Raw genomic sequence first — 25,826 nt, 5'->3', positions numbered from 1 at the left:
AGAAGAGGGGTCAGGAGGAGGCGAGTGCCTCGCCCTTGGGGCGTGTGGCTGCGAAAGTCAGCAGCACGGTGATGAGGCCGAGGATCGCCATGGCGGAACCGGCAAGCGGTACTTGCGAGAGCGAAAAGCCTTGATCGATCACAACGCCGCCGATCCAGGCACCGAGTGCGTTGCCGGTATTGAAGGCGCCGATATTGATGGTTGAGACCAGGTTTGGAGCATCCTTTCCAAAGGTGACGACGCTGATCTGGAGAGCCGGGACGGCTGCGAAGGCCGCTGCTGCCCATATGAACAGCGTGATCTCGGCGCCGATGAACGAGTGCATGGTGACGCTGAAGATTGCCGATGTTACCGCGATTGCGATGAAGACACCTGCAAGCGTGGTGCCGAGGCGCCAATCCGCAAGCTTGCCGCCGATCAGGTTGCCGATCGTCAGGCCGACGCCGATCGAGAGCAGCGTCCAGGTGACGGTTCTCGGCGAGACACCGGTGACGTCGCGCAGCATCGGGGCAATATAGGTGAAGAGCGCGAACATGGCGGCGGAGAAGAACACGGTCGTCAAGAGCGACAGCCAGAGACCGGTGCCGCGCAGCGCGGAGATTTCGCGGCCGAGATTGCCTTCCTGCACTTCCTCACCCTTCGGCAGGACGACGATGAGGCCGACGATCGAAGCGACGCCGAGGAGGGAGACAATCCAGAACGGTGCGCGCCAGCCGAATGTCTGGCCGAACGCCGTGCCGAGGGGAACGCCGAGGACATTGGCGAGCGTCAGGCCCGTGAACATCAGGGCGACGGCGCGAGCCTTGCGATCTTCCGCGACCAGGCTTGCCGCAACCACCGAGCCGATGCCGAAGAAGGCGCCATGGCAAAGGGCGGTGACGATCCGGGCGAACATCAGCACCCAGTAGCCTGGGGCGATGGCGCAGAGGAGGTTGCCGAGGATGAAGAAGCCCATCAGCATGATGAGTGCCGAGCGCCGACGCAGGTGGGCGGTGGATACCGCCATGATCGGCGCGCCGATGGCCACAGCCAATGCATAGCCGGTCACCAGCCAGCCGGCTTGGGGAATGGTGACTGAGAGATCCGAGGCCACTTCCGGAAGCAGGCCCATGATGACGAACTCGGTCGTGCCAATGGCGAAAGAGCTGAGCGCCAGAATGAGGAGCGCAAGAGGCATGTTCAGAGTTCCTTCTGCATGGCTTCGAGGAAGGCCGCGATTGTCTCTTCGTTGCGCTTGTAGAAAATCCACTGGCCCAGACGCCGTGTCGTCACCAGATCGGCGCGGTGCAATGTGCTGAGATGCGCCGACACGGTGGATTGCGACAGGCCACAGCGCTCGAACTGGCTGGCGCAAACGCCGAGTTCCAGCGGGTGCTCCTGTGTCGGGAAGTGGGTCTGCGGATCCTTGAGGTGGTTGAGGATTTCGAGCCTGGCCGGGTGGGCCAAAGCCTTCAGTATCTCGCTCTTGTCCATGGTGTTTACCGCGTGAATATCGAATAATGACGATATATGTATCGATGGTTTTCGATATATCAAGGCCAGCGCAGGATATTATTTCTTGCAATGCAACAAGAATGGCTGCTTAGAAAATGGGCAAAAAAAGAGGGCCACCGGTATAAACCAGGGCCCTTATAGGTGTGAAGGTCAAAACCTCCAGAGGGGAACAGCCAATGCGGTGGAACTGGGAGGAAAAGCCACCATGTGCATCAGCTGTGTGCGTTATGATGCTAATTTGTGCAGTGCGCAATGCTTTTTTGTGCATGGCAGTTATGCGTTTGCGGGCTCAGCGCCAAAAGGGCAAAAAAAAGGGCCGCCGGAGTAAACCAGGGCCCTATAGGTATGAAGGTCAAAAACCTCCAGAGGGGAACAGCCAATGCGGTGGAACTGGGAGGAAAAGCCACCGTGTGCATCAGCTATGTGCGATATGGTAGTTAAATGGGCAGGCTTCAACTCTCATTTGTGCATATCAGATATGCGTAATACGCGTGGCTGATATATTAGACATAAAAAGAGTTCGTTATCAGTGGCTTACCTTCGGCTAGAAATTCCAGTTGCGGGCCTTGGCGACGACAAAATCGCGGAAAACCTTAAGCTTAGCCGCGTTTTTCATCTCGTCAGGATAGCAGAAATAGGTATCGAAGGATGGTACGTCCGCATTGATGGCGAGCTGGATGAGGCCCGGGTCCCGGCCGACGATATAGTCGGGCAGCACAGCGATGCCGATGCCGAGCAGGCAGGCGCGTTTGATCGACGTCTGGCTGTTGATCTGCAAATGCGGCATGCGCTTGTTGTCGGAGGAGCGGCCGGCGATCTCCAGCCAGTTCACATCAAGCAGGTAATTCGGTGCCGGCTCGCCGAAGCTGATGATGCGATGCTCGTCCAGATCCTCTACCGATTGCGGCTCGCCGTAACGGTTGATGTAGGAGGGGGCTGCATAGACATGCATGTGCACGGTGAAGAGCTTGCGCTGGATCAGATCCGACTGCTGCGGCTGGCGCAGGCGGATGGCGCAATCCGCATGGCGCATGTTCACATCCAGCTCCTCGTTGTCGAGGATGAGCTGGATCTGCATATCGGGATAAAGCTGTAGGAACTCCTGAATCTTGTCGGTCAGCCAACCCTGGCCGAGGCCGACCGTCGTCGTCACGCGCAGCTTGCCGCTCGGCTTGTCGGTCGTTTCGGTCAGTTGCATCTTGACCGTTTCGAGCTTCAGCAGAACGTCGTGTGCGGTGCGGTAGAGCAATTCGCCCTGTTCGGTCAGGATCAGGCCGCGCGCATGGCGATGGAAGAGCTTGATGCCCACATCCTGCTCCAGCGCGCTGACCTGACGACTGATGGCGGATTGGGAGAGATGCAATTTATCAGCCGCATGCGTGAACGAACCCGCTTCGGCAGCCGCGTGAAAAATACGCAGCTTGTCCCAATCCAATGGCATGCCGTTTCCCCTCATCGGCTGCTTCACTCCGCAGCCACGGCGACGGGCATGTGCCCGGTCAGGTAGCGTTCCGCCTCAAGCGCCGCCATGCAGCCCATCCCCGCTGCGGTGATCGCCTGTCGGAACGTATCGTCGGTCACGTCGCCGGCGGCATAGATGCCCTCGACATTGGTCGCGGTCGAATCCGGCGCGGTCCAGAGGTAACCATTGTCCTTGAGTTTCAGCTTGCCCTTGAAGAGTTCGGTCGCCGGCGCATGGCCGATGGCGACGAAGACGCCGTCAATCACCATTTCGGTGATGGCGCCGGTGCGCGTGTCGCGCAGGCGCGCGCCAGTGACAGACGGCGGCATCGGCGGCTTGGCCGGCGTGCCGGTGATCTCGGCGACTTCGGTGTTCCAAAGAACTTTGACATTTGCCTTGGCGAACAGGCGTTCCTGCAGGATCTTTTCAGCGCGGAAGAAATCGCGGCGGTGGACGACGGTCACCGACTTGGTGATGTTGGAAAGATAGAGCGCTTCCTCGACGGCGCTGTTGCCGCCGCCAACCACGATCACATCCTTGTTGCGATAGAAAAAGCCGTCGCAAGTGGCGCAGGCGGAAACGCCGAAGCCCTGGAAGTGCTGCTCGCTCTCAATGCCGAGCCATTTCGCCTTGGCACCGGTCGCAATGATGAGGGTGTCGGCGGTCCAGACGTCACCGCTGTCGGTGTGGGCGACGAAGGGGCGCTTGCTGGTGTCGACTTCGGTCACGAGGTCGTTGACGATCTCGGCGCCGACATGCTGGGCCTGCTGCAGCATCTGCTCCATGAGCCAAGGGCCCTGGATCGGATCGGCAAAGCCCGGATAGTTTTCGACATCCGTCGTGATCATCAGCTGGCCGCCTTGCTCCAGGCCGGCAATCAGAACCGGCTTCAGCATTGCGCGGGCCGCATAAACAGCGGCCGTATAGCCGGCTGGGCCGGAGCCGATGATGAGCACCTTCGTGTGGCGGGCAGGCATAGTCAGTCCTTTCAATTCAGCGATCGGGAAAACCGCGGCTTAAACGCGTAAAGCAGGCGATTTCACGATCCGCCGCTTCATTTATGATTGCCTTATGCATTTATTCAAGGGCAGCCTTGCATTACTAACAGGGCAAATCTGCTTTGTGTAAGAATCGGTTACCCAGGAGAAACTTTCTTGCGAATTTTCCTGCCTTATATAGAAGCTGGCGAGGGGGAATTAAAGAAAGGCAATAAAAGTGCTTCGCGCTGAACTCGATGCCATAGATATCAAGATTCTGCGGGAACTGCAGCGAGACGGACGTATGACCAATGTCGAATTGGCCGATCGCGTTGGCATTTCCGCGCCGCCTTGCTTGCGCCGGGTACGCAAGCTGGAAGAGGCTGGTGTTATCGAAGGCTATCACGCCATGCTGAACAGCCCGAAGTTGGGTTTCGATCTCGTGGCTTTTTGCATGGTCGGCCTCAAGCATCAGTCGGAAGCCAATCTCAAGGCCTTCGCCAGCGCGACGGCGGCCTGGCCACTGGTGCGGCAGGCATGGATGGTCTCCGGCGACAGTGATTTCCTGCTGCATTGCGTGGCCGAAAATCTCACCCGATTCCAGGACTTCGTCATCGAGGTTCTGACGGCGAATGAACATGTCGATACGGTGCGCACGATGCTGACCATCCGCCAGGTCAAGAAGCTCGGTCTGGTGGAGCTGTAGGCGGATGGCGGATCGGCCCTGGCATAGAGCGCTGATCAAGCCCGGGGTGCGTCTGTTGCTAGGCGGTTCGCGGGCGCATGTGCAGGACTGGTTTCCAGGGCTCAGCATTGTTCGCAGCCAGAATATCAGCGAAGTGGTTTATCGCGGCATCAAAGTTGCCAATCTTGCCGGGATGGATCGGCTGCGTGAGCGGGCCGGTGAGACAATTTATATCGTCGGCTCAGGCCCATCGATTCGTGACAGCGACATTAGTGGCATGGAAGCCAACAGCGCCATTCTTTTGAACGGCGCCATAGGGCTGATCGGTGAACAGATCACTGAGCCATTGGCGATTGCGGTCGAGGACGAACGCTTCGTCTGGCGGCACATCGAGATGATGCGCAAGAAGATCATGCCGGGTTCACTCTGTCTGTTTTCCGTTGCCGTGTTGCGCGCACTTTGCGAGATCGACAAGGGATGGCTGGCGGACAAGACGATCATTCTGATCGACGACATCCGCAAGCCCTATGGCGCACGCCGCCGCTCACTGGATGATCTCAAGAAGCTGCAATATGTGCGCCTGGATGCAGAGGGTTCGGCAGGTTTCTCGCTCTCGCCGGATCGCGGCGTTTTCCTCGGTGGGTCTGTGGCGGTATCGGCGCTGCAATTTGCTCTCTATTGCGCGCGACAGACGATCGGCTTTGTCGGTATCGATATTTCCAACGATCGCGAACCACGCTTTTACGAGACCCATGAAGACATGGCATTTTCCGGCATTGCGCGGGCCGAGGGTCGTATTGTCGAGCATCTCGTCTTCGCTCGGCAAATCGCCGCTGAACGCGGCGTTTCCTTCGTCAATTATTCGCCTGTCTCGGCGCTGCTGAAATATGATTTCGGTTACGATGACAGGTTTAAATTGCGGGATTGAGGCTCATGCGCTGGCTGAAACTCAAAGGCTCCGATGCCAAGAAGCTGACCATTGAGCCGCCTGAGGCGGGGGCAGGGCGCCATGGCATAGCCATTGCCGCCTGCGTCAAGAACGAGGCTCGCTATATCGAGGAATGGGTGCGCTTCCACCAAAACGTCGGCATTCGTCACTTCTATATCTATGACAACGGCTCGACTGACGACACCTGCACAATCCTCCGTGGCCTTCTGAATGCGGAAACGCTGACGATCATCCCCTGGGCCGGGCGAATGCGCGATGCCGCGACCGCGACGCTGCTAAACGGACAGGTCATCGTCTTCGCGCATGCGATCCTCAATTTCGGCGGCGACTATCGCTGGATGGCCTTCATCGACGTCGATGAATTCCTGCTGCCGAAACAGGGGCGGACGATAGAGGAGGCATTGAAGGCGGTCGGCGATTTTCCGAATGTTTCGCTGCCTTGGCACATGTTCGCCACCAGCGGCCACGACACGCCGCCTGATGGGCCGTTGACGCTGAACTATACTCTGCGTGGCGCCGATCCGATGACTTCAAAGGAAAACGTCAGCAATTTCAAATGCATCGTCGACCCATGTGAGGTGACCGAGGTCAGCGTTCACCAGTTCCAGACACGCGTTTTCGGGGATCTGACGGCCAATGATGCCGGCAAGCGCTTTACACGGCGCGGGCGAAAGGCGCCGGAGTTCTACTCGAACCAGTTCCTGCAACTCAATCACTACTATACGAAATCCCGACAGGAGCTGATGGAGAAGCTCGAGCGCGGATGGGTCTACGACAGCAGCGCGACCAAGTATGGGGACAAAGTTCTGTCCGTCGTCAAAAGCATTGAGGAAGATGTGACGGAGGATCGTTCGATGATCGATTTCATCGAACGCTATGCCATCGATCTCGGCCGCTGACGTCTCCGCTCAGCCGTTGGTGGCGAGCATCTGGCGATAGATGTCACCGATAGCCATCGCTTCTTTCTCCAGCGCGAATTCGCTGCGTACATGGCGCACCGCATTCTCGCCCTGGCGGAGCGTTTCCTCCGGATCGGCGAGATAGAAGGCGATAGCCTTGGTCAAAGCATCGCCATCGCCGGCGGGCACGACGGTGCCGGTCTCGCCCGGAATGATCATTTCCGCATAGGCGCCGGCATCGGAGGCGACGACGGCGGTGCGGGATGCCATGGCTTCGAGCGGGGTCAAGCCGAAACCTTCGTTGCGGGAAGGGGCGACATAAAGGGTCGCGCGGCGGTACCAGGGCTTGATATCGTCGACCTCGCCGAGAAAGCGGATGCGGTCGGCAAGACCGGCATCGGCGACCAGCTTCACCAGTCCATCGCCGAAACCGCGATGTTCCGCCGTCACGCGGCCGCAGACGACGGCGGTCCAATCGGGATAGTGCGGCAGGAGCTCGATCATCGCCTTGACGAAGAGATCGGTGCCCTTCTGATGCCGCACGCGGCCGAAGCAGCCGATCAGATAGTTGCCGGGCAGGCCCGTGGCGGCCATGCGGTCGTCGCGAGTTTCCGGAGGATGAAAGCGATTGAGATCGACGCCATGCTGGATCACAGTATGCGGCACCTGCAGAAAGCTGCCCGAGCGCGTGCTGGTGGCGATGACCGCATCCATGCGGCGGATGAGCCAGCGCGTATAGCCGGTGTGACGGCGCTGGGCGGCCGACGTGAACACAAGCTTCAGACGCATGCGCAGCACGGAGCGAAGAAGGAGGCCGATCAGCATCTCGTTGTTACGGCGAGCATGCCAGACGCGCACGCGATGCCGACGTGGCCTCGTCCAAAGACCGGGAAGTCTAAGCCAGCCGAGCTTGGGAAGGTCTTCCGGCAGGCCGGGACCGAGCGTGGCAATATGGTAGCCAAGCTCGATCTGCTTCGGGATCAGCTGCACGATCGTGGAGGTAACGCCGGAGAGCCGGCGTTTGAAATTCGTCGCTATGATCTCGATCTCGCGGAGATCGGTGGCATGCGCTGAATTACGATCGCGCACGGGCGATCAGCCCCAGGTAATGGAGAGGATTTCGTAGCCCTTGGCACCGCCGGGCGCGTTGACCTCGATCGAGTCGCCGACTTCCTTGCCGATCAGGGCACGCGCGATCGGCGAAGAGATGGAAATACGGCCTGCCTTCACATCGGCTTCCTGGTCGCCGACGATCTGATAGATCTTCTCTTCCTCGGAATCCTCGTCGATGAGCTTCACCTTGGCGCCGAACTTGATCTTCGAGCCGGACATCTTGGTGAGGTCGATGACTTCGGCGCGCGCCGTCAGGTCTTCAAGCTCGCCGATGCGGCCTTCATTGTGGCTCTGTGCTTCCTTGGCAGCATGGTACTCGGCATTTTCGGACAGGTCGCCATGGGCGCGCGCTTCCGCAATTGCCTCGATGATTCTCGGGCGCTCTTCCTGCTGACGCCAGCGCAGTTCTTCCTGCAGCTTGACGAACCCGTTCTGCGTCATCGGTACCTTTTCAACCATTTTCCTTGTCCTTCAGTCTCTGCGCAGCTCTTCCGCACACACAAAAGAAAACAGGTTCCGAAGCGGTACTTCGGAACCAGTAGAGCCATTATTTTGTCATCTATAGCAGATTGCGTCCGCCGATTTCCAGAAAATTCGATGCTTTAAGGAACGCTGCCCAAGGCTCGCGTCGACTGAAAGCGGATCGCTGGCGGTTTGCGGCAAGCTGTCATTCACAACCGTTACGCCAACCGAATGAAGCCGCGACGAATATGAGCCGACTATTATGCCGACATTCGCCGCGGCCTAAATTAGCGCTTAGAAATAGCTCTGCAGCGGCCGAACTTCGAGGCTGCCGGCCTTCAGCGCCTTGATGGCCATGGCAGCGGCTTCGGCGCCGGCCATGGTCGTGTAGTAGGGCACCTTCTGCATCAGCGTCGCCCGGCGCAGCGATTTCGAATCCGAGATCGCCTTGTTGCTGTCGGTCGTGTTGATAACGAGCTGGACCTGGCGGTTGCGGATGGCGTCCTCGATATGCGGACGTCCCTCAAGCACCTTGTTGATCTTCGTCGCGTCGATGCCATTCTCCGCCAGGAAACGCTGGGTTCCACCGGTGGCCAGCACCTTGAAGCCCTGTTCCGTCAGCATGCGGATGGCGGGCAGGACGCGCGGCTTGTCGTCGTCGCGGACCGAAACGAAGACCGTTCCGTCACGCGGCAGTTCGACGCCGGCGCCGAGCTGCGACTTGGCGAAGGCCAGCGCGAAATCGGTATCCAGACCAATGACTTCGCCGGTCGAGCGCATTTCCGGTCCGAGCAGAATGTCGACGCCGGGGAAGCGGGCGAAGGGGAAGACGGCTTCCTTGACCGCAATATGCTTAAGCTTGCGCGGATCGGGCTTTTCGCCGTAGGCGGCAAAAGTCGCATCCAGCTTTTCGCCAGCCATGACGCGGGCTGCGATCTTGGCGATCGGCGCGCCGATGGTCTTGGCGACGAAGGGCACGGTACGCGAGGCGCGCGGATTGACTTCAAGCACGTAGACGGTGCCGTCCTTGATGGCGAACTGGACGTTCATCAAGCCACCGACGTTCAATGCCTTGGCCATGGCCTTCGCCTGGCGTTCCAGTTCGTCGATCATGGCAGGCGAGAGCGTGCGCGGCGGCAGCGAGCAGGCACTATCACCGGAGTGAATGCCGGCCTCTTCGATATGCTCCATGATGCCGGCGACGTAAACGTCGGTACCGTCGGACAGGCAGTCGACGTCAACTTCGATGGCATTGGCGAGATAGCTGTCGAACAGAAGCGGGTTCTTGCCGAGCAGGGTGTTGATCTGGCCGGTCTTGTCGTTCGGGTAGCGCTGCTTGATGTCTTCCGGCACCAGCTCAGGAACCGTGTCGAGCAGATAGGTCTGCAGCATGCCTTCCGAGTGGATGATCTGCATTGCGCGGCCGCCGAGAACGTAGGACGGGCGCACGACCAGCGGGAAACCGATTTCGGAGGCGACGAGGCGCGCCTGCTCGACCGAATAGGCGATGCCGTTATTCGGCTGGTTCAGATCGAGCTTCATCAGGAGCTTCTGGAAGCGGTCGCGGTCTTCGGCAAGGTCGATGGCGTCGGGCGCGGTGCCAAGGATCGGAATGCCGTTCTTTTCGAGCGCCTCGGCGAGCTTCAGCGGGGTCTGGCCGCCGAACTGAACGATGACGCCGACCACTTCGCCCTTTTCCTGCTCGGCGCGCAGGATTTCGATCACGTCTTCGGCCGTCAGCGGCTCGAAATAGAGACGATCCGAGGTGTCGTAGTCGGTCGAGACTGTTTCCGGGTTGCAGTTGATCATGATCGCTTCGTAGCCGGCATCCTTCAGCGCGAAGGCAGCATGGCAGCAGCAATAATCGAACTCGATGCCCTGGCCGATACGGTTCGGGCCGCCGCCGAGGATGACGACCTTCTTGCGGTCGGAAACTTCAGCTTCTGAGCGGGCGGCGCCGACGAAGGGCGTCTCGTAGGTCGAGTACATGTAGGCGGTCGGCGAGGCGAATTCGGCGGCGCAGGTGTCGATGCGCTTGAAGACGGGGCGAACGTTGAGGCTGTTGCGCAGCTCCGCCACTTCCTTCGGACGCTTGCCGGTCAAGGTCGCCAGGCGCGCATCGGAGAAGCCCATGGACTTCAGCATGCGCAGATTGGTCTCATCCTGCGGCAAGCCATGCTCGCGGATGCGGGCTTCCATGTCGATGATATTCTTGAACTGCGCGATGAACCAGGGGTCGATCTTGCAGCCTTCGTGCACTTCTTCCGGCGTCAGGCCGAGGCGAAGCGCCTGGGCGACCATGCGCAGGCGATCCGGTGTTGGGGTGCCGATGGCGGCGCGGATGGCGTTGCGGTTGCCTTCGCCTTCCTCGGTGCCGGGGATCTCGATCTCGTCGAGACCCGTCAGGCCAGTTTCAAGACCGCGCAGTGCCTTCTGCAGCGATTCGGCAAAGGTGCGGCCGATGGCCATGACTTCGCCGACCGACTTCATGGCGGTGGTCAGAACCGGGGAAGCGCCGGGGAACTTCTCGAAGGCGAAACGCGGGATCTTGGTGACGACATAGTCGATCGACGGTTCGAACGAAGCGGGCGTCGCACCGCCGGTGATGTCGTTTTCCAGTTCGTCCAGCGTGTAGCCGACAGCAAGCTTGGCGGCGATCTTGGCGATCGGGAAGCCGGTGGCCTTCGATGCCAGAGCGGAAGAACGCGAGACGCGCGGGTTCATTTCGATGACGACGAGGCGGCCGTCCTGCGGATTGACCGCGAACTGCACGTTCGAGCCGCCGGTTTCGACGCCGATCTCGCGCAGGACCGCGATCGAGGCGTTACGCATGATCTGGTATTCTTTGTCGGTCAGCGTCAGGGCAGGGGCAACGGTGATCGAGTCGCCGGTATGGACGCCCATCGGGTCGATATTTTCGATCGAGCAGATGATGATGCAATTGTCCGCCGTGTCGCGGACGACTTCCATCTCGAATTCCTTCCAGCCGAGCACCGATTCCTCGACCAGCACTTCGGTGGTCGGCGAGGCATCGAGGCCGCCGCTGACGATTTCGAAGAATTCCGAGCGGTTATAGGCAATGCCGCCGCCGGTGCCGCCAAGCGTGAAGGAAGGACGGATGATGGCGGGCAGGCCAACATGATCGATCGCCTGCGCGGCAATTGCCATGGCATGGCTCATGTAGCGCTGCTTGCGGTCGCTCTCGCCGAGGTTCCACTGGTTTTCCAGCGCATCGAGCGCCTTGTCGAGCTCGGCGCCGGAAAGCTGCGCCTTCAGCTTGCTGCGCTCGGCTTCGTGGGTCTTGCGGTCGGCATCCTTGATGTCGGTGGCGTTTGCCAGCATCGAGCGCGGCGTTTCAAGGCCGATGCGGGCCATTGCTTCGCGGAAGAGGGCGCGGTCTTCGGCCATGTCGATCGCGGCCGGCTTGGCGCCGATCATCTCGACATTATAACGGTCAAGCACGCCCATGCGCTTCAGCGACAGTGCGGTGTTGAGTGCCGTCTGGCCGCCCATGGTCGGCAGCAGCGCGTCCGGACGCTCCTTGGCGATGATCTTGGCGACGACTTCGGGCGTGATCGGCTCGACATAGGTCGCGTCCGCCAGGCCCGGATCGGTCATGATCGTTGCCGGGTTGGAGTTGACGAGGATGACCCGGTAGCCTTCCTCCTTCAGCGCCTTGCAGGCCTGTGTACCGGAATAATCGAATTCGCAGGCCTGGCCGATAACAATCGGTCCTGCGCCGATGATGAGGATCGATTTGATATCTTGGCGCTTCGGCATGGGCTCACATCCGTTTTTTGTTGCGCGAAAAACCGGCCAGGGTGGGAGATCACCGGCCGGGCGCGCATAGACAAGTCTTTTCAGGCTAGAAGCGGCTTATAGGCAAATGTATTTGTAAACGGAACCCCATAAATCGCGGAATCGACAGGAATTCGGCTTGCGCGCTTCATGGTTCGGTGAATTCGTGGAGGGTGGCGACCGCTTTGCGGCTGCGGATCATCAGCCTTCTATATAATGGGGCACGAAGCGCGAGGTATCGCGAGTGACCGGCGTATCGTCTTCGCGAATGCCGATACCGGCCGGTTGGCCGGCGACGATCCAGGATCCGATCACCGTCCAATCCTCGCCGAAACGGGGGAGCAGGCGCAATGCCTGCCTTATATAACCTTCTTCGCCGTAGGGGCCGTCGACATGGTAGGTGCCGGCACCGGCTTCGTGGTTGACGAGTGTCACATTGGCGCCTTCGCGGGATAGCAACGGTTTACGGACATAGCGATCCCCCAGATCGCTGACGCGCGGGTCGTCCTCGAAATAGGCGGGCAACAGATTTTCGTGGCCCGGGAACATGTCCCAGAGCACTGGCAACAGCCCCTTGTTGGATAGCGTCAATTTCCAGAGCGGCTCGACTACCCGCGTCGGTGTGATTGGCAGATGGCGACCGAAAGGTTCGCGTACCATGTCTTCCAGCGGGTAAAGCTTGAATATGCAGTCGATACGCTGGTCCTGAAGGTCGATCAGCCAATGTTTGTCGTCGACGCCGATATCCGGCATGGCGATCAGCTTCGTCTCGCAACCGGCTTGCACGGCGCAATCGACGAGGTAGTTCAAGGTCACGAGGTCTTCCTCGGATTCCAGCATGCCGGCGAAGTGGATGCGCCGCGAGGGTCCGGCAAGGACGCGTATGGCATCCACCAGACGCTCATGCACGGAGTTGAACTGATCCGCCGAGGGCGGAAGCTCACCTCGTTGCTTCATGTCCTCCAGCCAGCGCCATTGAAAGACTGCACTTTCGAACAGGCTGGTCGGCGTGTCGGCATTGAATTCGAGCAGCTTTGCCGGACCGTTGCCATCGTAGGAGAGGTCGAATCGGCCGTAGAGATCATGATCGCGATTGCGCCAGGAGCGCAGTACGGCATCGTGATAGACCCGCGGAATGGCCATGCGGCGCATCAATTCGCCATCCAGGGAGATCCTTTCGACCGCGGCATAGCACATTTCCAGCAGGGCAGCGGTGGGATCTTCGAGTTTTGTCTCCACCTCTTCGAGGCTGAAGACGTAGGCGTGCCGCTCGTCCCAATAGCGTTGACCATACATGGAGTGGATGGTGAAGCCGCAGCTCTCGGCATCAGCCTTCCAATCCGGCCGCTCGTTCATGACAACCCGTTTCATCTGCCTATCCGTTAACCCGAAAGATGGAAGCCGCGAAAACCCCAGCCGCCGCGCTCTACTGAGCTGGTCGAGCGCGACGAGCGCTCCGAAGACGACCCCCAGGAACCATGAGCGCCGCCACCGCTGCCACCGGAAGATGAGGTTTGCGTATCGTCGTCCTTCTTCTTTGCGGCATAGTTTGTCTTTCCAAGCAGCATGCCGTTTGCAAGGCTGCGACCCGTCGCCGTTCGGAAGTCGCTGCTCCCACGCGGCTGGTAAAGCGCTTGCGTGTCGAGCGTTCTGGTGGCGCTGCCAACCAGATAGCCGGCCAGCAATGGAATGAAGTGGCCCGTGCCGGCTTGATGGGTGGGGGTTGTCGGTTGGCACTTCTCAGCGCCATAATCCTTTTCACAATTCGCCGCCGTCTCGTAGGCGGGCGCGTTACGCTCGCGCTCCGTCTCGGCAGCGGCAAACTGGGATCGGCATTCGTCCGCGGAAAAGAGTTCGCCCGCAACGCAGGCATCGACATCCTTATAGATCTGAACCTTATCTTCTTTCTGGCCGCAGCCCGACAATGCCGCTGTTCCCATGAGCAGCAGCGACACACTCATCGATCGCTTCATAAAACCCCCTGCGCCTTGCGCCTTCGCAGCCGGATATTTCGCACGTTGCCCGCACACGTCTATCGGCCGCAAGACACACGGGTGCGGCTGTTCACATGAGCAAAGATTTCAACGTAAGGAATATGGGCTCGACAAAACAGTTAGGTGTAAATCGGCCTGATTTAAAGAACGTATGCGTGCGTTTTGTCGGATTTTTTTAGACCAATGGTTGCGACCGTAAAGAATGTCTTTCACGGTTTTATAAGTTTTGGCGACGCTCCATGTCCGGGGGAGGCGAGCCGCTTTTATCCCCGTGCGCCGGTAGCTCGGCTATTGCGGGCCGAAACGATGGCGGACCGCATCCGCATAGGGACGGCTCACGGGCATCTCCGAGCCGTCGTGCGTAAGGACGACAAGCTTGCCGTTGTCGCGTTTCAAACCGGCGACATGATCGGCGGCGATCCAATGGGATCGATGCAGGCGCAAGCCTTCGGTATCGCCGATTTCCATCAGCGCATCGCCGAAGCGCAGCAGGATCAGTTCGCGCCCGCGGCTCGTGACGACCTCGGTATAGTGGTCGCGAACGGAAAGGCGTATGAGCGCTCCCCGATTTTCCGGTTTTAGACGTGAGAGGATCGGTGGCTGTGAGGACAGCCCCTTATTCTCAGCCATCTTTGCGACAGGAGGTGCTGGCTGTGCGCCAGTCGGTCCTTCAGCTGCTATTGCGATTTGCTGGTGCATTGTCAGATAGGTCAAAAGGCAGAAGAGAAAGCAGAGCGGGATCGAACTCAGGGCCTGCCGCAGGCTGCTTGCCAGGGTGGGTACCGTGCCGAAGAATGCCAGGTCGACGAGCCCGATGCCGAAGCCGATCGGCAGTGCGGCGATGATGGAGCCGGTCATCATCCGGGCGAACATGCTCGTCATCCGCTCACGCAAGAGGATTTCGGCCGCGACGGAGAAGAGGATGGCTATCGACCAGGCCATGGCATGCAGGGCCAGCCAATAGCCGAGCCGGGCGCCCGGCATCAGCCGCGCAAAGGTGCCGTATGGGCCTGATATGGCGAAGATCAGGACGATTGCGACGAAGGTCGCCCAGAATCTCGGTGAACGCTGGAAGACCTGCAATTCGCGAAGCGTGGATTGCAGAAAAGTGTGATCCACGAAATTTTCCCGTTCTTTCGCGCAAATTCAATTGAGAGAAGGATAATATCGCGGAAAGGCTCGGCAAACTCAACCGGATGCCGCCATGACTCTCGAGCCGCTTCTTCATGCGACGATCGCAATCCAGATTCACGTTGCGGCAGTCGTCCCGGCTGCCTTGCTCGGCGCCTATCTTCTACTGAGGCCGAAGGGTACGCCGAGGCATCGGTTGCTCGGCAAGATATGGCTATGCCTGATGGTAATTACGGCGCTGTCGAGCTTCTTCATTCACCAGATCAACCTGTTTCATGGTTTCAGCCCGATCCATCTGCTCTCGATATTCGTTCTCTTCGGCTGCTGGGGGGCGATCGTCAATGCGCGTAGGCACAATATCGCAGCGCACAAGCGCATCGTCAGAGGCCTCTATTTCGGCGGGATTGTCGGCGCCGGAACCTTTGCGTTCCTCCCCAGCCGCATCATGAACAAGGTGGCTTTCGGTGGCGACGAACTTGCACCGTTTGTCGTCACGGCAGCAATTGCGCTCTTTCTTTTGTGGCTGGTGTCGAAAGAAATATGGCGCCGTCGCGGTTTAACCTGATGTTCTGTCGATAGCCAACTGGTGTTGATCCTCCTCCTGGATATATAAGTGTTTCAAGGGACTTTGGTTTGAGGCATCGCCGGGAGGTGCATTATGGATTGGAAAGGGCGTCGGCAATCCGACAATATCGAGGATGAGCGTGGCTCGTCGCCCATGAGTGGCGGCGGTGGCGGCGGCTTTCGCTTTCCCGGCGGCGGGTTGGGCGGCGGCGGTTTGAGCCTTCGCACCATCATTGTTCTGGTGGTGATCTTCCTGGTGCTGAGAGCCATGGGCGTCGACGTCATGGGCTTGCTGCAGCAGAGCGGTGTGCTCGGCGGCGGCTCGGGATATCAGCAGAGCACATCTGCCGGGAGCAATGGACAGCCCGCCAATGACGAGATGAAGCAGTTTGTTGCGACTGTTCTTGCCGATACGGAGGATACCTGGACCGGCATCTTCAAGTCGATGGGCCAGACCTATACCGATCCGAAGCTCGTGCTGTTCTCGGGCAGCTTTCCTTCGGCGTGCGGACAGGCCTCAGCCGCGACCGGGCCTTTCTATTGCCCAAGCGATCAGAAGATCTATCTCGACATGGCCTTCTTCCAGCAGATGAAGGATCAGTTCGGCGCATCCGGTGATTTCGCGCAGGCCTATGTGATCGCGCATGAAGTCGGCCATCACGTTCAGGATCAGCTCGGTATCCTGCCGAAGTTCAATCAGGCCCGCCGGAACATGAGCGAAGTGGATGCCAACAAGATGTCGGTGCGTATCGAGCTGCAGGCGGATTGCTTTGCCGGCATCTGGGGCAAGTTCACCCAGCAGAAGGGCATCCTGCAGGCCGGCGATCTGGAGGAGGCTCTGAACGCCGCCCAGCAGATCGGCGACGATACGCTGCAGAAGCGCAGCCAGGGCTATGTCGTTCCTGACAGCTTCAACCACGGCACCTCGGCACAGCGCATGAAGTGGTTCAAGCAGGGCTTCGATTCCGGCAAGCTCACCGATTGCGATACCTTGAACAATCCGGTCTGATTTTTGACACCCGCTCCCGATAATGGGAGCGGGTGCAACTCTTATTCCTTACTTCTCGCTATCCAGATGTGTCAGTTGCGCCTCCGGGTAGCGGCCGCCAGCGGCCGCATCCTTGGGCACGGCCCGGTCGATCGCCGCCATATCGGCTTGCGACAGCTCGAGCGAGAGCGCGCCCAAAGCTTCCGTCAGGCGATCGCGGCGGCGAGCGCCGACAACGGGCACGATGTCCTTGCCCTGCGCTGCGACCCAGGCGATGGCGATCTGCGCCACGCTGACCCCCTTTGCATCGGCGATCCCGCGCAATGCTTCCACCAGCTCCAGGTTCTTTTCCACGTTACCGGCCTGGAAGCGCGGGCTGATGGTGCGGAAATCACCCTTCTGGACATTGTCTTTCTGCCAATGGCCGCTGATGAGGCCGCGCGACAGCACGCCATAGGCCGTGATGCCGATGCCAAGTTCGCGGCAAGCCGGTAAGATGGCATCTTCGATGCCGCGCGAGATCAGCGAATACTCGATCTGCAGATCGACGATCGGATGCACGGCTGCGGCACGGCGGATGGTGTCGGCTCCGACCTCGGACAGGCCGATGTGCCTGATGTAGCCGGCCTTGATGAGGTCTGATATGGCGCCGATCTGGTCCTCGATCGGCACGTTCGGGTCGAGACGGGCAGGGCGGTAGATGTCGATATGGTCGACGCCGAGGCGTTGCAGCGAATAGGCGACGAAATTCCTGATCGCGGCTGGCCGCGCATCATAGCCGAGCCACGCGCCAGAGGGATCCCGCAATGCGCCGAACTTGACGCTCAGCAGGAAGTCATCGCGCTTCAGGCCCTTGATGGCGTCGCCGATCAGCATTTCGTTGTGGCCCATGCCATAGAAGTCACCGGTGTCCAGCAGGTTGATGCCGGCATCGAGCGCGGCATGGATGGTAGCGATGCTTTCGGCGCGATCGGATGGTCCGTACATGCCGGACATGCCCATGCAGCCGAGGCCGAGAGCGGACACTTGCGGACCTGTCTTTCCCAATGGGTGTTTATGCATTGCGGTTCTCCTTCGATGGGAAGCATAGCTCAGCTTCAACTGGATCTGATGGGATTGTTTACTCCGTTGCTCTTTGTGCGATAATCCGAGTAAATCGAAACAGGTCGTTTGGAATTTTGTACAATGAATGACTTGCCCTTGGCCGACCTTGTCGCCTTCACCGCCGTTGCCCGCGAGCGCAGCTTTCGCGAGGCGGCGCGAAAGCGTCGCGTATCCGCGTCATCCTTGAGCGAGGCGGTTCGGCGGCTGGAGGAGCGGCTCGGCGTGCGTCTCCTCAACCGCACGACACGCAGCGTCACACCCACTGAAGCGGGCGAGCGGCTGATGGAGCGCCTGACGCCCGCAATGAGCGAGATCACCTTGGCGCTCGACGACATCAACAGCTTTCGCGACAGCGTCGGCGGTACCTTGCGGCTGAATGTACCCACCGTTGCTGCCATGGTCGTCATGCCCGACATCATCAATCGCTTCCTGCAGGAATATCCGGCGGTTTCCGTCGAGATCGTTGCCGAAGACAGTTTTATCGATGTCGTGGCAGCCGGCTATGATGCCGGCATTCGCTATGACGAAAGGCTGGAAAAGGACATGATCGCCGTGCCGATCGGGCCACGGCGGCAATGCTACGTGACGGCCGCTGCGCCGGACTATCTTGCGGTGCATGGCGTCCCGGAGCATCCGCGGGACATTCTTGAGCATCGCTGCATCCGCCATCGCTTCCTTGGCGGCTCCATCTTGCCCTGGGAGTTCGAACGCAATGGAGAGACCTTATTCATTGCCCCGACGATGGTCATCGCCTCGAATTCGATCGAGATCGAGCGCAGCGCGGCGGTGGCCGGCCTCGGCATCATCAGAACCTTTCGAGAGTTCCTGGCGCCACAGATCGCCAGCGGCGAGCTGGTGCCGATCCTGGAGGAATGGGACACGGATTTCTCGGGTCCGTTTCTTTATTATGCCAGCCGCCGGCACATGCCGACGCCGCTTCGAGCCTTCGTGGATTTCCTCAATCGCGAGCAGCGGCGCAATCGTGGTCGATAGTCGCTTTTCGGTCGAGGATCAAAAAAAGCGGTCAATAAATCAATAAGATTGAAGCGTTCACGGATTGTTTCTGCCAAAATCTTTATGTATGGGAACATTCCTGTTTTTCGTTCACGTTCTGTCTCTTTCATGGAGATGGAGCCTCAAAGGCAACTCCATGATCGATCAGAAATTCGCACGGCGTGGCCTATTCCTCGTCTTCCTCATTCTCTTCCTCGATGTCATCGGCATTGCGATCATCATGCCGGTCATGCCGAAATATCTGGAAGAGTTGACCGGCGCGTCGGTCAGCACGGCGGCCACGGAAGGCGGCTGGCTGTTGCTGGCCTATGCGGGGATGCAGTTCCTGTTTTCGCCGCTGATCGGCAATCTGAGCGACCGCTTCGGCCGCCGCCCGCTGCTGCTCGCTTCGGTACTGACTTTCGCGATCGACAATTTCATCTGCGCGATCGCCGGCACCTACTGGATGCTGTTCGTGGGCCGCATTCTTGCCGGCATCAGCGGTGCAAGCTTCTCGACCTGTTCCGCCTATATTGCTGATATCAGCAATGATGAGAACCGCGCCAAGAATTTCGGCCTGATCGGCATGGCCTTCGGCGTCGGCTTTGTGCTTGGTCCTGTGATCGGCGGCTTTCTCGGTGAATTCGGCCCTCGCGTTCCCTTCTACGGCGCAGCCGCCTTGGCATTCCTGAATTTTGTCGGCGCCTATTTCCTGCTGCCGGAAACCCTGGATGCAAAGCATCGTCGCCCCTTCGAGATCTGGCGGGCCAATCCGTTCGGTGCACTTACGCAGATAAGACGCTACCAGGGCATCGGCTGGGTCTGCGTCGTCATGTTCCTCAACTGGCTGGCGCATGGCGTCTACCCGGCTGTGTGGGCTTTCGTCACCTCCTATCGCTATGGTTGGAGTGAGGGGCAAATTGGTCTCTCACTTGCCGTCTATGGCATAGGTGCGGCCATCTCCATGGGTTTGGTGCTGCCGCGGCTTGTGCCTCTGCTCGGCGAATGGAAGACCGCGCTGGTTGGATTGGTGTTTTCCTGCCTCGGTCTGTTGGGCTACGCCTTCGCATGGCAAGGCTGGATGGTCTATGCGGTCATCGTTCTGACCGTCATCGAGAATGTAGCGGATGCACCGCTTCGTTCTATCGCTGCCAGCAAGGTACCTCCATCAGCCCAGGGCGAGCTGCAAGGCGCGCTCGGCAGCCTGACGAGCATCACAGCGATCATCGGTCCTGTACTGTTCCCCTATCTTTTTCAATACTATACCGCGCCAACTGCACCTGTCATCTTCGCTGGTGCGCCACTCATCATGGGTGCAATTCTCGTGGTTGTCGGGCTTTTCGTTCTGCTGACGAAGGTTCGCAAGACCGAGCCGAAGGTAGTCGTACAATCAGAAGCGGGCGAGGCGGCCTAAAAATTCATCAGATATTTTGATGTCCTGATGAATTCTTTAGCACTATGGGCTTGCCGGCTGGCTTTTTGAGCTAAGTTGCGCTAATGCGGCAGGCTCGCGCACCCTTGGGTAGGGCGGTCCGCGCGATTCTGGAAATCGAGTTTTCATCATGGATATGCCGGTAGCTGCGCGCCCACACGCGCATGGTAACAATAATTCGTGGTCTGCACACATCCGCGCAACCCTTGCGCTCGGCATACCGTTGATCGGCGCGCAGTTGGCGCAGCTTGGCATCAATACCACCGACGTGATGATTGTCGGCCGGCTTGGTGCCGAGCAACTGGCCGCGATGGTGCTTTCTGCGCAGTTCCTGTTCACGATTCTGATTTTCGGCGCCGGTTTCTCGATCGCCGTGGTGCCGCTGGTGGCGCAAGCCTATGGCAAGGGTGATGTTGCGTCTGTGCGCCGCGCCTTGCGCATGGGTCTGTGGGTTGTGACGGCCTACTGGCTGTTGGCGCAGCCGGCCTTCCTCTATTCCGAGCAGATCCTTCTGGCGGCGGGGCAAAAGCCCGAGGTCGCACGGTTGGCCAGCGGCTATATCGCCATTGGCCACTTTGCTGTGCTGCCCGGGTTGCTCTACAATGTTATCCGCGCGTTGGTCAGTGCCATCGGTCATGCCGCCATCATCCTCAAAGTCACGATTGCCATGCTCGTGATGAATGCCGTACTTGCCTATATTCTGGTGCTCGGCCATTTCGGCCTGCCGGCTATGGGGCTGCACGGTGCGGCCATCGTCTCTGTTGCCGTGCAGACGGCTGGATTGATTTTCATCATCTTCTATGTGCAGAGCCATGAGGAAACGCGCCGCTACGAGATTTTCGTCCATCTCTGGCGCCCGGATTGGCACGCTCTGTGGGATGTCATTCGGTTGGGCTTTCCGATCAGCATCACGGTTCTCGCGGAGGTTAGCCTGTTCACGGCGGCATCGTTGTTGATGGGGCAGATCGGCACGATCGAGTTGGCAGCCCATGGCATCGCGCTTCAATGGGCGTCGATGGCCTTCATGATCCCGCTCGGCCTCAGCCAGGCGGCAACGGTACGGGTGGGCGTCGCGCACGGGCAGGGCGATCTTTTTGGCCTCAAGCGTGCGGCGATCGTGGTGCTTGTCGTTTCGAGCGTGATCTCGGTATTCGGAAGCATCCTCTTCGCCACCGTGCCGACATGGTTGGGAAGCTGGTATATCGATGTCACGTCAGCGGATGCGCCGAAGGTGCTTGCCTATGCGGCGCCGTTGATCATGGTGGCTGGCCTCTTCCAGTTGGTCGATGGTCTGCAGGCGATCGCCAGCGGGCTGCTGCGCGGTCTGAAGGATGCGCGCGTGCCGATGATCATGGCACTGATCGCCTATTGGCCGATCGGCTTTTTCCTTGCGTGGCTGTTTGCCTTTCCGCTCGGCTTCGGCGGGATTGGCATATGGTTCGGGTTCCTGCTCGGCCTTGCCTCGGCAGCTGTGATGCTGTGCACACGCTTCTATATTCTGTTGCGTTCGCAAACAGAATCCGCGTGAAATCGGCGATGTTGAGCGTCACGCGAAGAGACTACTGACAAATATTGTCAGCATGGTCGTGTATGTATGGTGTCATACCAATCACGGGAGATGACCATGATATTCGAAGCAAGCGATCGTAACGATACCGCGCTTTTCTCGCGGGAAGACTCCATCAACCAGGGCACCATGGTGCGCCTGTTTCCGCGCGCCAATACATCGTCCCGGCAGCCTCAGCCGGCGCAGAGGTCCTATTGGCTGGCGGTGGCTAGTGCGGAGCACGTGCGCCTCGGGCGCGAGTATGGTTTCATGCAGGTGAACCACGGCAAGGAAGCACCATTAAAGCGCATCAAGCCAGGCGACGGCATTGTCTATTACTCTCCATCTGTGAAGATGGGCGAGAGAGACGGCTTTCAAAGCTTTACCGCCATCGGCTTTGTCCGCGAAGGTCAGCCCTACCGGGCGGAGATGGGTTGCGGAAAAGCCTATCGCCGCGATGTCGATTGGCTGGATGCACCCGAACAGCCGCTTCGCCCCTTGCTGGGCTGGCTTGATTTCACCCAGGACAAGAACTGGGGCTACAGGCTGAGATTCGGTCTCGTTGCCTTCGGGCAGTCGGACTTCGAGTTCCTGGAAGAGATCATGATGAGCGAGCTTGAAGTGGTCAAGCAGCGCCGCCTGCAGGCCTGACCGGATAACGGACCGGCTAAGGTTTCCAGTGCTGGCCTAAACAAAAGAAAGCCCCGGATTGGCTGCCAATCCGGGGCTTTTAAATATTGCCGGGTTGGAAAGATTTAGGCGCGTTCCGCCAAAGCCGGCTCGCCCTTCTTTTCGCGCACCAGATTGATGAAGCGACGGAAGAGGTAGTGGCTGTCCTGCGGGCCGGGAGACGCTTCCGGGTGATGCTGCACCGAGAAGACCGGCTTGCCGGAAACGCGCAGGCCGCAATTGCTGCCATCAAAGAGCGAAACGTGAGTCTCCTCAACGCCTTGCGGCAACGAATTAGAGTCCACTGCAAAGCCATGGTTCATCGAAACGATCTCGACCTTGCCTGTCGTGTGATCCTTGACCGGATGGTTGGCGCCGTGATGGCCCTGGTGCATCTTCGCCGTCTTGGCGCCGAGTGCGAGGCCGAGCATCTGGTGGCCGAGGCAGATGCCGAAGAGCGGAATGTCCGACTTCAGCAGGTCCTTGATGACCGGCACGGCATATTCGCCGGTCGCGGCCGGGTCGCCAGGACCGTTTGACAGGAAGATGCCGTCGGGCTTGAGGCCGAGCACTTCGTCGGTCGAAGCCGTCGCCGGCAAGACGGTGACCTTGCAATCGAGACCGGCAAAGAGACGCAGGATGTTACGCTTGACGCCGTAGTCGAGGCAGACAACGTGGTATTTGGCTTCGGCGGCGCCGAGTTCGCCATAGCCTTCGTTCCAGATCCAAGGTGTCTGCGACCATTGCGAGGACTGGCCGGAGGAGGCGACCTTGGCGAGGTCAAGGCCTTCGAGACCGCTCCAGGCCTTGGCATCCGCCTTCAGCTGCTCGATATCGAAGACGCCGTTCGGATCATGGGCGATCACGCCGTTCGGCATGCCGTTTTCACGGATCCAGGCCGTGAGCGCGCGAGTATCGATGCCGCTGAGGCCGATGATACCACGGGCCTTCAGCCACTGGTCGAGATGCTTGGCGGCGCGATAGTTCGACGGATCGGTGATGTCGGCCTTGAAGATGACGCCGACCGCGCCGTGCCGGGCGGCAGGCGTCAGGTCTTCGATATCTTCCTCATTGGTGCCGACATTGCCGATGTGAGGGAAGGTGAAGGTGACGATCTGGCCGAGATAGGAGGGATCGGTCAGGATTTCCTCGTAGCCGGTCAGCGCCGTGTTGAAGCAGACTTCGGCCTGGACCTTGCCGGTCGCGCCGATACCCTTGCCTTCGATCACGGTGCCGTCGGCGAGAACGAGAAGAGCGGTCGGCTTTTCGGTGGTCCATGGGGCTGTGGCGGTCATAATCATCCCGTTTCCGGCGTCGTGCGCGACCTTGAAGAGGCCGTCGGCTTCCGCCATGTTTGTAGCAAGGTACGGCCGGCGACACGTGTCGCGGCTTGAGATCTTCATATGGATCTAATGTGCAGGTGTTGGACATAGCCAAACAAGGCCAGCCGGTCAATGCGCGCTTTCGTTTCCTGGCATGGAATTCATTCCATTTCAGCCGGTTTGTCGCATTTGCATTGGTTGCTGCTGATGGTCTATGAGACGGGCAGCATGAAATAAGAGACCGGGCGATCGTCGTCCGCCTGCTTCAAGGAGTACAGATATGATCCGCGAGACCCTTTCCAACGCCCAGAAGGATGCGATGAAGGCAAGGGATACGGCAAGGCTTTCCACCGTGCGTCTTATCCTTGCCGCCATCAAGGACAAGGACATCGCCAATCGCGGCCTGGCCAAGGAACAGGCCAGCGACGACGAGATTCTTCAGCTGCTCGCCAAGATGATCAAGCAGCGGGAAGAGTCCGAGAAGATCTATGTCGACGGCGGGCGTCCGGAGTTGGCCGCGAAGGAGCGTGAGGAAATCACGGTCATTCAGGGCTTCATGCCCGCGCAGTTGTCGGAAGACAAAGTGCGCGAGATCTGCGTCGCGATCGTGGCGGAGCTTGGTGCGCAGGGCCTGAAGGATATGGGCAAGTGCGTCGCCGCCCTGCGTGAGCGTTATGCCGGTCAGATGGATTTCGCCAAGGCTTCGTCGATCCTCAAGGAATTGCTGAAGTAAAAAGCTGTTTCGTCTTCGGCATGCGGATTTGCTGCGTGCCGAAGGCATTTTTCCAGACCCCGTCTATGATGGCGAATTTTTCGGCTTGAAAGTTCCGGTATTCCTGAATGAAGCTGCAGGAAAGCCAGAGCTGGCTTCTCCCCGAAGAGCCCGTCCACCCGATACTTTGCATTTTCACAGCCCTGTTCATCAGCCGCTTCGCATGGGTTCTGGAAATATGAAAGCGGCGACAAATGTCTGTGAAGGCAATTCGCCCGACAATTGCCCTGTGCGTTACCGAATCGACCAGCCCGACACGCGAGATCAGATAGTCCATGATCACGCCGCCGGAATTGACCCATGTGAAGAGATCGAACGTATCCCCTGGGCGGCGAACATCATCGCTGTCGATGATGCCGACCGAGATCGCGGGCTGCAAGGCGGCTATAAGCTCGGGGCGCTTGGCAAATAGGACGCTGCGCCTGCCGCCATCCAGCCGGTCCAGCACTGCGAGATGAATGGCAAGCCATTTGCCCAGTTGCCTGATGGCTTCTTCCGTCGGTTCCATTGGTCGCGTACGGCGGTCGGGTGTGTTTGGCAGGTAACGTAGAAAGCCCTCAGCCAGCATTTCCTGCATGAAGCTGAGGGCGGTGTTGTGGCTGGCGATCTCGTGCTCGACCACATAGGTGGCAAAACGATTCGCATGGAGACCGGGCGGCTCTCCGTCGACGCCGCCATAGTATAAGGCAAAACCCGCAAGCGCCATCAACCAGCGTTGCTGCGAAGCAAAGACAGAGCAGATTTTCTGATTTTCATTATAAGTTGATATAATCTCTCGTGTATAATCCAGAATTTCAGCGAAAAAATTAGGGTCTTGGGCAAGTTCCTTCGCGGATAAAGACATGTCGCCGTCTCCGATGAACTGGACAAACTTCCGAATTGTCTGAAGAAGATGATGTTCATCAGGATGGCATATCTTGTGATCTTAGGAAATATACATTGCATCACGTACGTCAAAATACTTGCGTACGCGGTATAGCGATGCCTCGCAGGTGGCGCTCATCGTTTTGGGGGCCTAAAATTAGAGAAGGCAGGAGCTGGGGGAGCTCCTGCCTTCTTGCACTTTGCAGCCGTTTGATGACGCAGGGTGGGGCCCAAAAATCAAACGTCTATTGCAAAGGCACTCAGGTGGGGCGGCGCCGGGGGTAGGGATGGTGCCCCACCTGAGTATCTGGTGAACCTATCGAATGATCCTGACTTGCTGGGGCAAAGCCAACGCTTGCGACGGCAGTCCGTACATCTGAACTTTAACGCCTGCCGTGAGGGCAGGGATTTTCATATCGACCGGCAGCTGGTACTCCGCGCCGGCATAAAGCACGTTCTTTTCGCTACTGCCGTTAGCTGTCGTGGCCGAGCTATAAGTAGCTGTGGCGAAAATCGCCGCGGCGGCTAAGGGTACGATCAGAACACGCATTTTATCTCCTAAACTGAAAGCCCTGTTCCTTATGGCTTCCGGTTCGTCGGGGCGTCTC

At 59.1% G+C, this 25,826-nt stretch carries 24 protein-coding genes; 10 read left to right on the top strand and 14 right to left on the bottom strand.

Features of this window, described 5'->3' with window-relative positions; translation table 11 throughout:
- Positions 1–10: 10 nt before the first annotated feature.
- The 4 genes from ACQZ6F_RS09060 to trxB all read right to left on the bottom strand — a co-directional run bounded on the left by ACQZ6F_RS09060 (position 11) and on the right by trxB (position 3,933).
- Positions 11–1,177 (bottom strand): MFS transporter, encoded by a 1,167-nt coding sequence (locus tag ACQZ6F_RS09060; RefSeq protein WP_449092044.1) that lies wholly within the window; start codon positions 1,175–1,177, stop codon positions 11–13.
- A gap of 2 nt (positions 1,178–1,179) precedes the next feature.
- Positions 1,180–1,473: an ArsR/SmtB family transcription factor gene (locus ACQZ6F_RS09055; protein ID WP_068388206.1), complete on the bottom strand. Its 294-nt coding sequence runs from the start codon at positions 1,471–1,473 to the stop codon at positions 1,180–1,182.
- A gap of 565 nt (positions 1,474–2,038) precedes the next feature.
- On the bottom strand, positions 2,039–2,935 hold the full coding sequence (locus tag ACQZ6F_RS09050; RefSeq protein ID WP_034504110.1) for a LysR family transcriptional regulator VtlR: 897 nt from the start codon (positions 2,933–2,935) through the stop codon (positions 2,039–2,041).
- A 23-nt stretch (positions 2,936–2,958) separates the two neighbouring features.
- A complete protein-coding gene (gene trxB / locus ACQZ6F_RS09045; protein ID WP_068388204.1) occupies positions 2,959–3,933 on the bottom strand; it encodes a thioredoxin-disulfide reductase in 975 nt (324 codons plus the stop codon).
- A 238-nt stretch (positions 3,934–4,171) separates the two neighbouring features.
- On the opposite strand from trxB, the gene ACQZ6F_RS09040 reads away from it, so the two are divergent.
- From ACQZ6F_RS09040 to ACQZ6F_RS09030, 3 genes are read left to right on the top strand one after another with little or no spacing between them, the layout of a single operon-like run.
- Complete coding sequence (locus ACQZ6F_RS09040) at positions 4,172–4,639, top strand: Lrp/AsnC family transcriptional regulator (RefSeq protein WP_034476732.1); 468 nt, start codon at positions 4,172–4,174, stop codon at positions 4,637–4,639.
- A gap of 4 nt (positions 4,640–4,643) precedes the next feature.
- Entirely contained in the window at positions 4,644–5,546 is a 903-nt protein-coding gene (locus tag ACQZ6F_RS09035) for a glycosyl transferase (RefSeq protein WP_449092045.1), read from the top strand.
- 5 nt (positions 5,547–5,551) lie between these two features.
- Positions 5,552–6,466 (top strand): glycosyltransferase family 92 protein, encoded by a 915-nt coding sequence (locus ACQZ6F_RS09030; protein WP_449092046.1) that lies wholly within the window; start codon positions 5,552–5,554, stop codon positions 6,464–6,466.
- 9 nt (positions 6,467–6,475) lie between these two features.
- On the opposite strand, the gene ACQZ6F_RS09025 is transcribed toward ACQZ6F_RS09030, so the two are convergent.
- From ACQZ6F_RS09025 to ACQZ6F_RS09000, 6 genes are all read right to left on the bottom strand, one after another.
- Positions 6,476–7,555: a glycosyltransferase family 4 protein gene (locus tag ACQZ6F_RS09025; RefSeq protein ID WP_449092047.1), complete on the bottom strand. Its 1,080-nt coding sequence runs from the start codon at positions 7,553–7,555 to the stop codon at positions 6,476–6,478.
- Between the two features lie 6 nt (positions 7,556–7,561).
- Entirely contained in the window at positions 7,562–8,038 is a 477-nt protein-coding gene (greA, locus tag ACQZ6F_RS09020) for a transcription elongation factor GreA (RefSeq protein ID WP_034476737.1), read from the bottom strand.
- A 297-nt stretch (positions 8,039–8,335) separates the two neighbouring features.
- A complete protein-coding gene (carB, locus tag ACQZ6F_RS09015) occupies positions 8,336–11,821 on the bottom strand; it encodes a carbamoyl-phosphate synthase large subunit (protein WP_068388194.1) in 3,486 nt (1,161 codons plus the stop codon).
- A 219-nt stretch (positions 11,822–12,040) separates the two neighbouring features.
- A complete protein-coding gene (locus ACQZ6F_RS09010) occupies positions 12,041–13,210 on the bottom strand; it encodes a glutathionylspermidine synthase family protein (RefSeq protein ID WP_449092048.1) in 1,170 nt (389 codons plus the stop codon).
- An 11-nt stretch (positions 13,211–13,221) separates the two neighbouring features.
- Positions 13,222–13,800: a DUF1190 domain-containing protein gene (locus ACQZ6F_RS09005; protein ID WP_449092049.1), complete on the bottom strand. Its 579-nt coding sequence runs from the start codon at positions 13,798–13,800 to the stop codon at positions 13,222–13,224.
- A gap of 321 nt (positions 13,801–14,121) precedes the next feature.
- Entirely contained in the window at positions 14,122–14,952 is an 831-nt protein-coding gene (locus tag ACQZ6F_RS09000) for a LytTR family DNA-binding domain-containing protein (protein WP_449092050.1), read from the bottom strand.
- Between the two features lie 85 nt (positions 14,953–15,037).
- Between ACQZ6F_RS09000 and ACQZ6F_RS08995 the strand changes: the two genes are divergently transcribed.
- Both ACQZ6F_RS08995 and ypfJ read left to right on the top strand, forming a co-directional pair.
- Entirely contained in the window at positions 15,038–15,529 is a 492-nt protein-coding gene (locus tag ACQZ6F_RS08995; protein ID WP_449092051.1) for a DUF2306 domain-containing protein, read from the top strand.
- 93 nt (positions 15,530–15,622) lie between these two features.
- Positions 15,623–16,537 (top strand): KPN_02809 family neutral zinc metallopeptidase, encoded by a 915-nt coding sequence (gene ypfJ, locus ACQZ6F_RS08990; RefSeq protein WP_449092052.1) that lies wholly within the window; start codon positions 15,623–15,625, stop codon positions 16,535–16,537.
- Positions 16,538–16,585: 48 nt separating this feature from the next.
- Here the strand turns inward: ypfJ and ACQZ6F_RS08985 are convergent, their stop codons facing one another.
- Positions 16,586–17,578 carry an aldo/keto reductase gene (locus ACQZ6F_RS08985; protein WP_449092053.1) on the bottom strand — a complete coding sequence of 331 codons (993 nt, stop codon included), beginning with the start codon at positions 17,576–17,578 and terminating at the stop codon, positions 16,586–16,588.
- 123 nt (positions 17,579–17,701) lie between these two features.
- On the opposite strand from ACQZ6F_RS08985, the gene ACQZ6F_RS08980 reads away from it, so the two are divergent.
- The 4 genes from ACQZ6F_RS08980 to ACQZ6F_RS08965 all read left to right on the top strand — a co-directional run bounded on the left by ACQZ6F_RS08980 (position 17,702) and on the right by ACQZ6F_RS08965 (position 22,242).
- On the top strand, positions 17,702–18,613 hold the full coding sequence (locus ACQZ6F_RS08980; protein WP_449092054.1) for a LysR family transcriptional regulator: 912 nt from the start codon (positions 17,702–17,704) through the stop codon (positions 18,611–18,613).
- Positions 18,614–18,770: 157 nt separating this feature from the next.
- Positions 18,771–20,027 (top strand): TCR/Tet family MFS transporter, encoded by a 1,257-nt coding sequence (locus tag ACQZ6F_RS08975; protein WP_449092055.1) that lies wholly within the window; start codon positions 18,771–18,773, stop codon positions 20,025–20,027.
- Positions 20,028–20,175: 148 nt separating this feature from the next.
- Entirely contained in the window at positions 20,176–21,573 is a 1,398-nt protein-coding gene (locus ACQZ6F_RS08970; RefSeq protein ID WP_449092056.1) for an MATE family efflux transporter, read from the top strand.
- A 96-nt stretch (positions 21,574–21,669) separates the two neighbouring features.
- Positions 21,670–22,242, top strand: coding sequence for an EVE domain-containing protein (locus ACQZ6F_RS08965; protein ID WP_449092057.1), 573 nt, complete (start codon positions 21,670–21,672; stop codon positions 22,240–22,242).
- Positions 22,243–22,346: 104 nt separating this feature from the next.
- Here the strand turns inward: ACQZ6F_RS08965 and carA are convergent, their stop codons facing one another.
- Positions 22,347–23,555 carry a glutamine-hydrolyzing carbamoyl-phosphate synthase small subunit gene (gene carA / locus ACQZ6F_RS08960; protein ID WP_449092058.1) on the bottom strand — a complete coding sequence of 403 codons (1,209 nt, stop codon included), beginning with the start codon at positions 23,553–23,555 and terminating at the stop codon, positions 22,347–22,349.
- A 307-nt stretch (positions 23,556–23,862) separates the two neighbouring features.
- Between carA and ACQZ6F_RS08955 the strand changes: the two genes are divergently transcribed.
- Positions 23,863–24,315 carry a GatB/YqeY domain-containing protein gene (locus ACQZ6F_RS08955; RefSeq protein ID WP_449092059.1) on the top strand — a complete coding sequence of 151 codons (453 nt, stop codon included), beginning with the start codon at positions 23,863–23,865 and terminating at the stop codon, positions 24,313–24,315.
- Here ACQZ6F_RS08955 and ACQZ6F_RS08950 read toward each other — a convergent pair.
- Both ACQZ6F_RS08950 and ACQZ6F_RS08945 read right to left on the bottom strand, forming a co-directional pair.
- Positions 24,296–25,198: a hypothetical protein gene (locus ACQZ6F_RS08950; RefSeq protein WP_449092060.1), complete on the bottom strand. Its 903-nt coding sequence runs from the start codon at positions 25,196–25,198 to the stop codon at positions 24,296–24,298. The genes ACQZ6F_RS08955 and ACQZ6F_RS08950 overlap by 20 nt on opposite strands.
- Before the next feature lie 336 nt (positions 25,199–25,534).
- Entirely contained in the window at positions 25,535–25,768 is a 234-nt protein-coding gene (locus ACQZ6F_RS08945) for a hypothetical protein (protein ID WP_077469269.1), read from the bottom strand.
- Positions 25,769–25,826: the final 58 nt, after the last annotated feature.

The organism is Rhizobium sp. A22-96 (assembly GCF_053521805.1).
The sequence above is the reverse complement of the archived record's forward strand: the minus strand, read 5'-3'. Positions and strand labels throughout refer to the sequence as shown.

What these genes read in the sequence shown, in the direction of transcription:
- ACQZ6F_RS09055 (WP_068388206.1), bottom strand. Translation starts at nt 1,473, where the DNA reads ATGGACAAGAGCGAGATACTGAAGGCTTTGGCCCACCCGGCCAGGCTC.
- ACQZ6F_RS09060 (WP_449092044.1), bottom strand. Translation starts at nt 1,177, where the DNA reads ATGCCTCTTGCGCTCCTCATTCTGGCGCTCAGCTCTTTCGCCATTGGC.
- carB (WP_068388194.1), bottom strand. Translation starts at nt 11,821, where the DNA reads ATGCCGAAGCGCCAAGATATCAAATCGATCCTCATCATCGGCGCAGGA.
- ypfJ (WP_449092052.1), top strand. Translation starts at nt 15,623, where the DNA reads ATGGATTGGAAAGGGCGTCGGCAATCCGACAATATCGAGGATGAGCGT.
- ACQZ6F_RS09010 (WP_449092048.1), bottom strand. Translation starts at nt 13,210, where the DNA reads ATGAAACGGGTTGTCATGAACGAGCGGCCGGATTGGAAGGCTGATGCC.
- ACQZ6F_RS09050 (WP_034504110.1), bottom strand. Translation starts at nt 2,935, where the DNA reads ATGCCATTGGATTGGGACAAGCTGCGTATTTTTCACGCGGCTGCCGAA.
- ACQZ6F_RS08950 (WP_449092060.1), bottom strand. Translation starts at nt 25,198, where the DNA reads ATGTCTTTATCCGCGAAGGAACTTGCCCAAGACCCTAATTTTTTCGCT.
- ACQZ6F_RS09035 (WP_449092045.1), top strand. Translation starts at nt 4,644, where the DNA reads ATGGCGGATCGGCCCTGGCATAGAGCGCTGATCAAGCCCGGGGTGCGT.
- trxB (WP_068388204.1), bottom strand. Translation starts at nt 3,933, where the DNA reads ATGCCTGCCCGCCACACGAAGGTGCTCATCATCGGCTCCGGCCCAGCC.
- greA (WP_034476737.1), bottom strand. Translation starts at nt 8,038, where the DNA reads ATGGTTGAAAAGGTACCGATGACGCAGAACGGGTTCGTCAAGCTGCAG.
- ACQZ6F_RS08965 (WP_449092057.1), top strand. Translation starts at nt 21,670, where the DNA reads ATGATATTCGAAGCAAGCGATCGTAACGATACCGCGCTTTTCTCGCGG.
- ACQZ6F_RS08980 (WP_449092054.1), top strand. Translation starts at nt 17,702, where the DNA reads ATGAATGACTTGCCCTTGGCCGACCTTGTCGCCTTCACCGCCGTTGCC.
- ACQZ6F_RS08995 (WP_449092051.1), top strand. Translation starts at nt 15,038, where the DNA reads ATGACTCTCGAGCCGCTTCTTCATGCGACGATCGCAATCCAGATTCAC.
- ACQZ6F_RS09030 (WP_449092046.1), top strand. Translation starts at nt 5,552, where the DNA reads ATGCGCTGGCTGAAACTCAAAGGCTCCGATGCCAAGAAGCTGACCATT.
- ACQZ6F_RS08955 (WP_449092059.1), top strand. Translation starts at nt 23,863, where the DNA reads ATGATCCGCGAGACCCTTTCCAACGCCCAGAAGGATGCGATGAAGGCA.
- ACQZ6F_RS08945 (WP_077469269.1), bottom strand. Translation starts at nt 25,768, where the DNA reads ATGCGTGTTCTGATCGTACCCTTAGCCGCCGCGGCGATTTTCGCCACA.
- ACQZ6F_RS08975 (WP_449092055.1), top strand. Translation starts at nt 18,771, where the DNA reads ATGATCGATCAGAAATTCGCACGGCGTGGCCTATTCCTCGTCTTCCTC.
- ACQZ6F_RS08985 (WP_449092053.1), bottom strand. Translation starts at nt 17,578, where the DNA reads ATGCATAAACACCCATTGGGAAAGACAGGTCCGCAAGTGTCCGCTCTC.
- carA (WP_449092058.1), bottom strand. Translation starts at nt 23,555, where the DNA reads ATGACCGCCACAGCCCCATGGACCACCGAAAAGCCGACCGCTCTTCTC.
- ACQZ6F_RS08970 (WP_449092056.1), top strand. Translation starts at nt 20,176, where the DNA reads ATGGATATGCCGGTAGCTGCGCGCCCACACGCGCATGGTAACAATAAT.
- ACQZ6F_RS09005 (WP_449092049.1), bottom strand. Translation starts at nt 13,800, where the DNA reads ATGAGTGTGTCGCTGCTGCTCATGGGAACAGCGGCATTGTCGGGCTGC.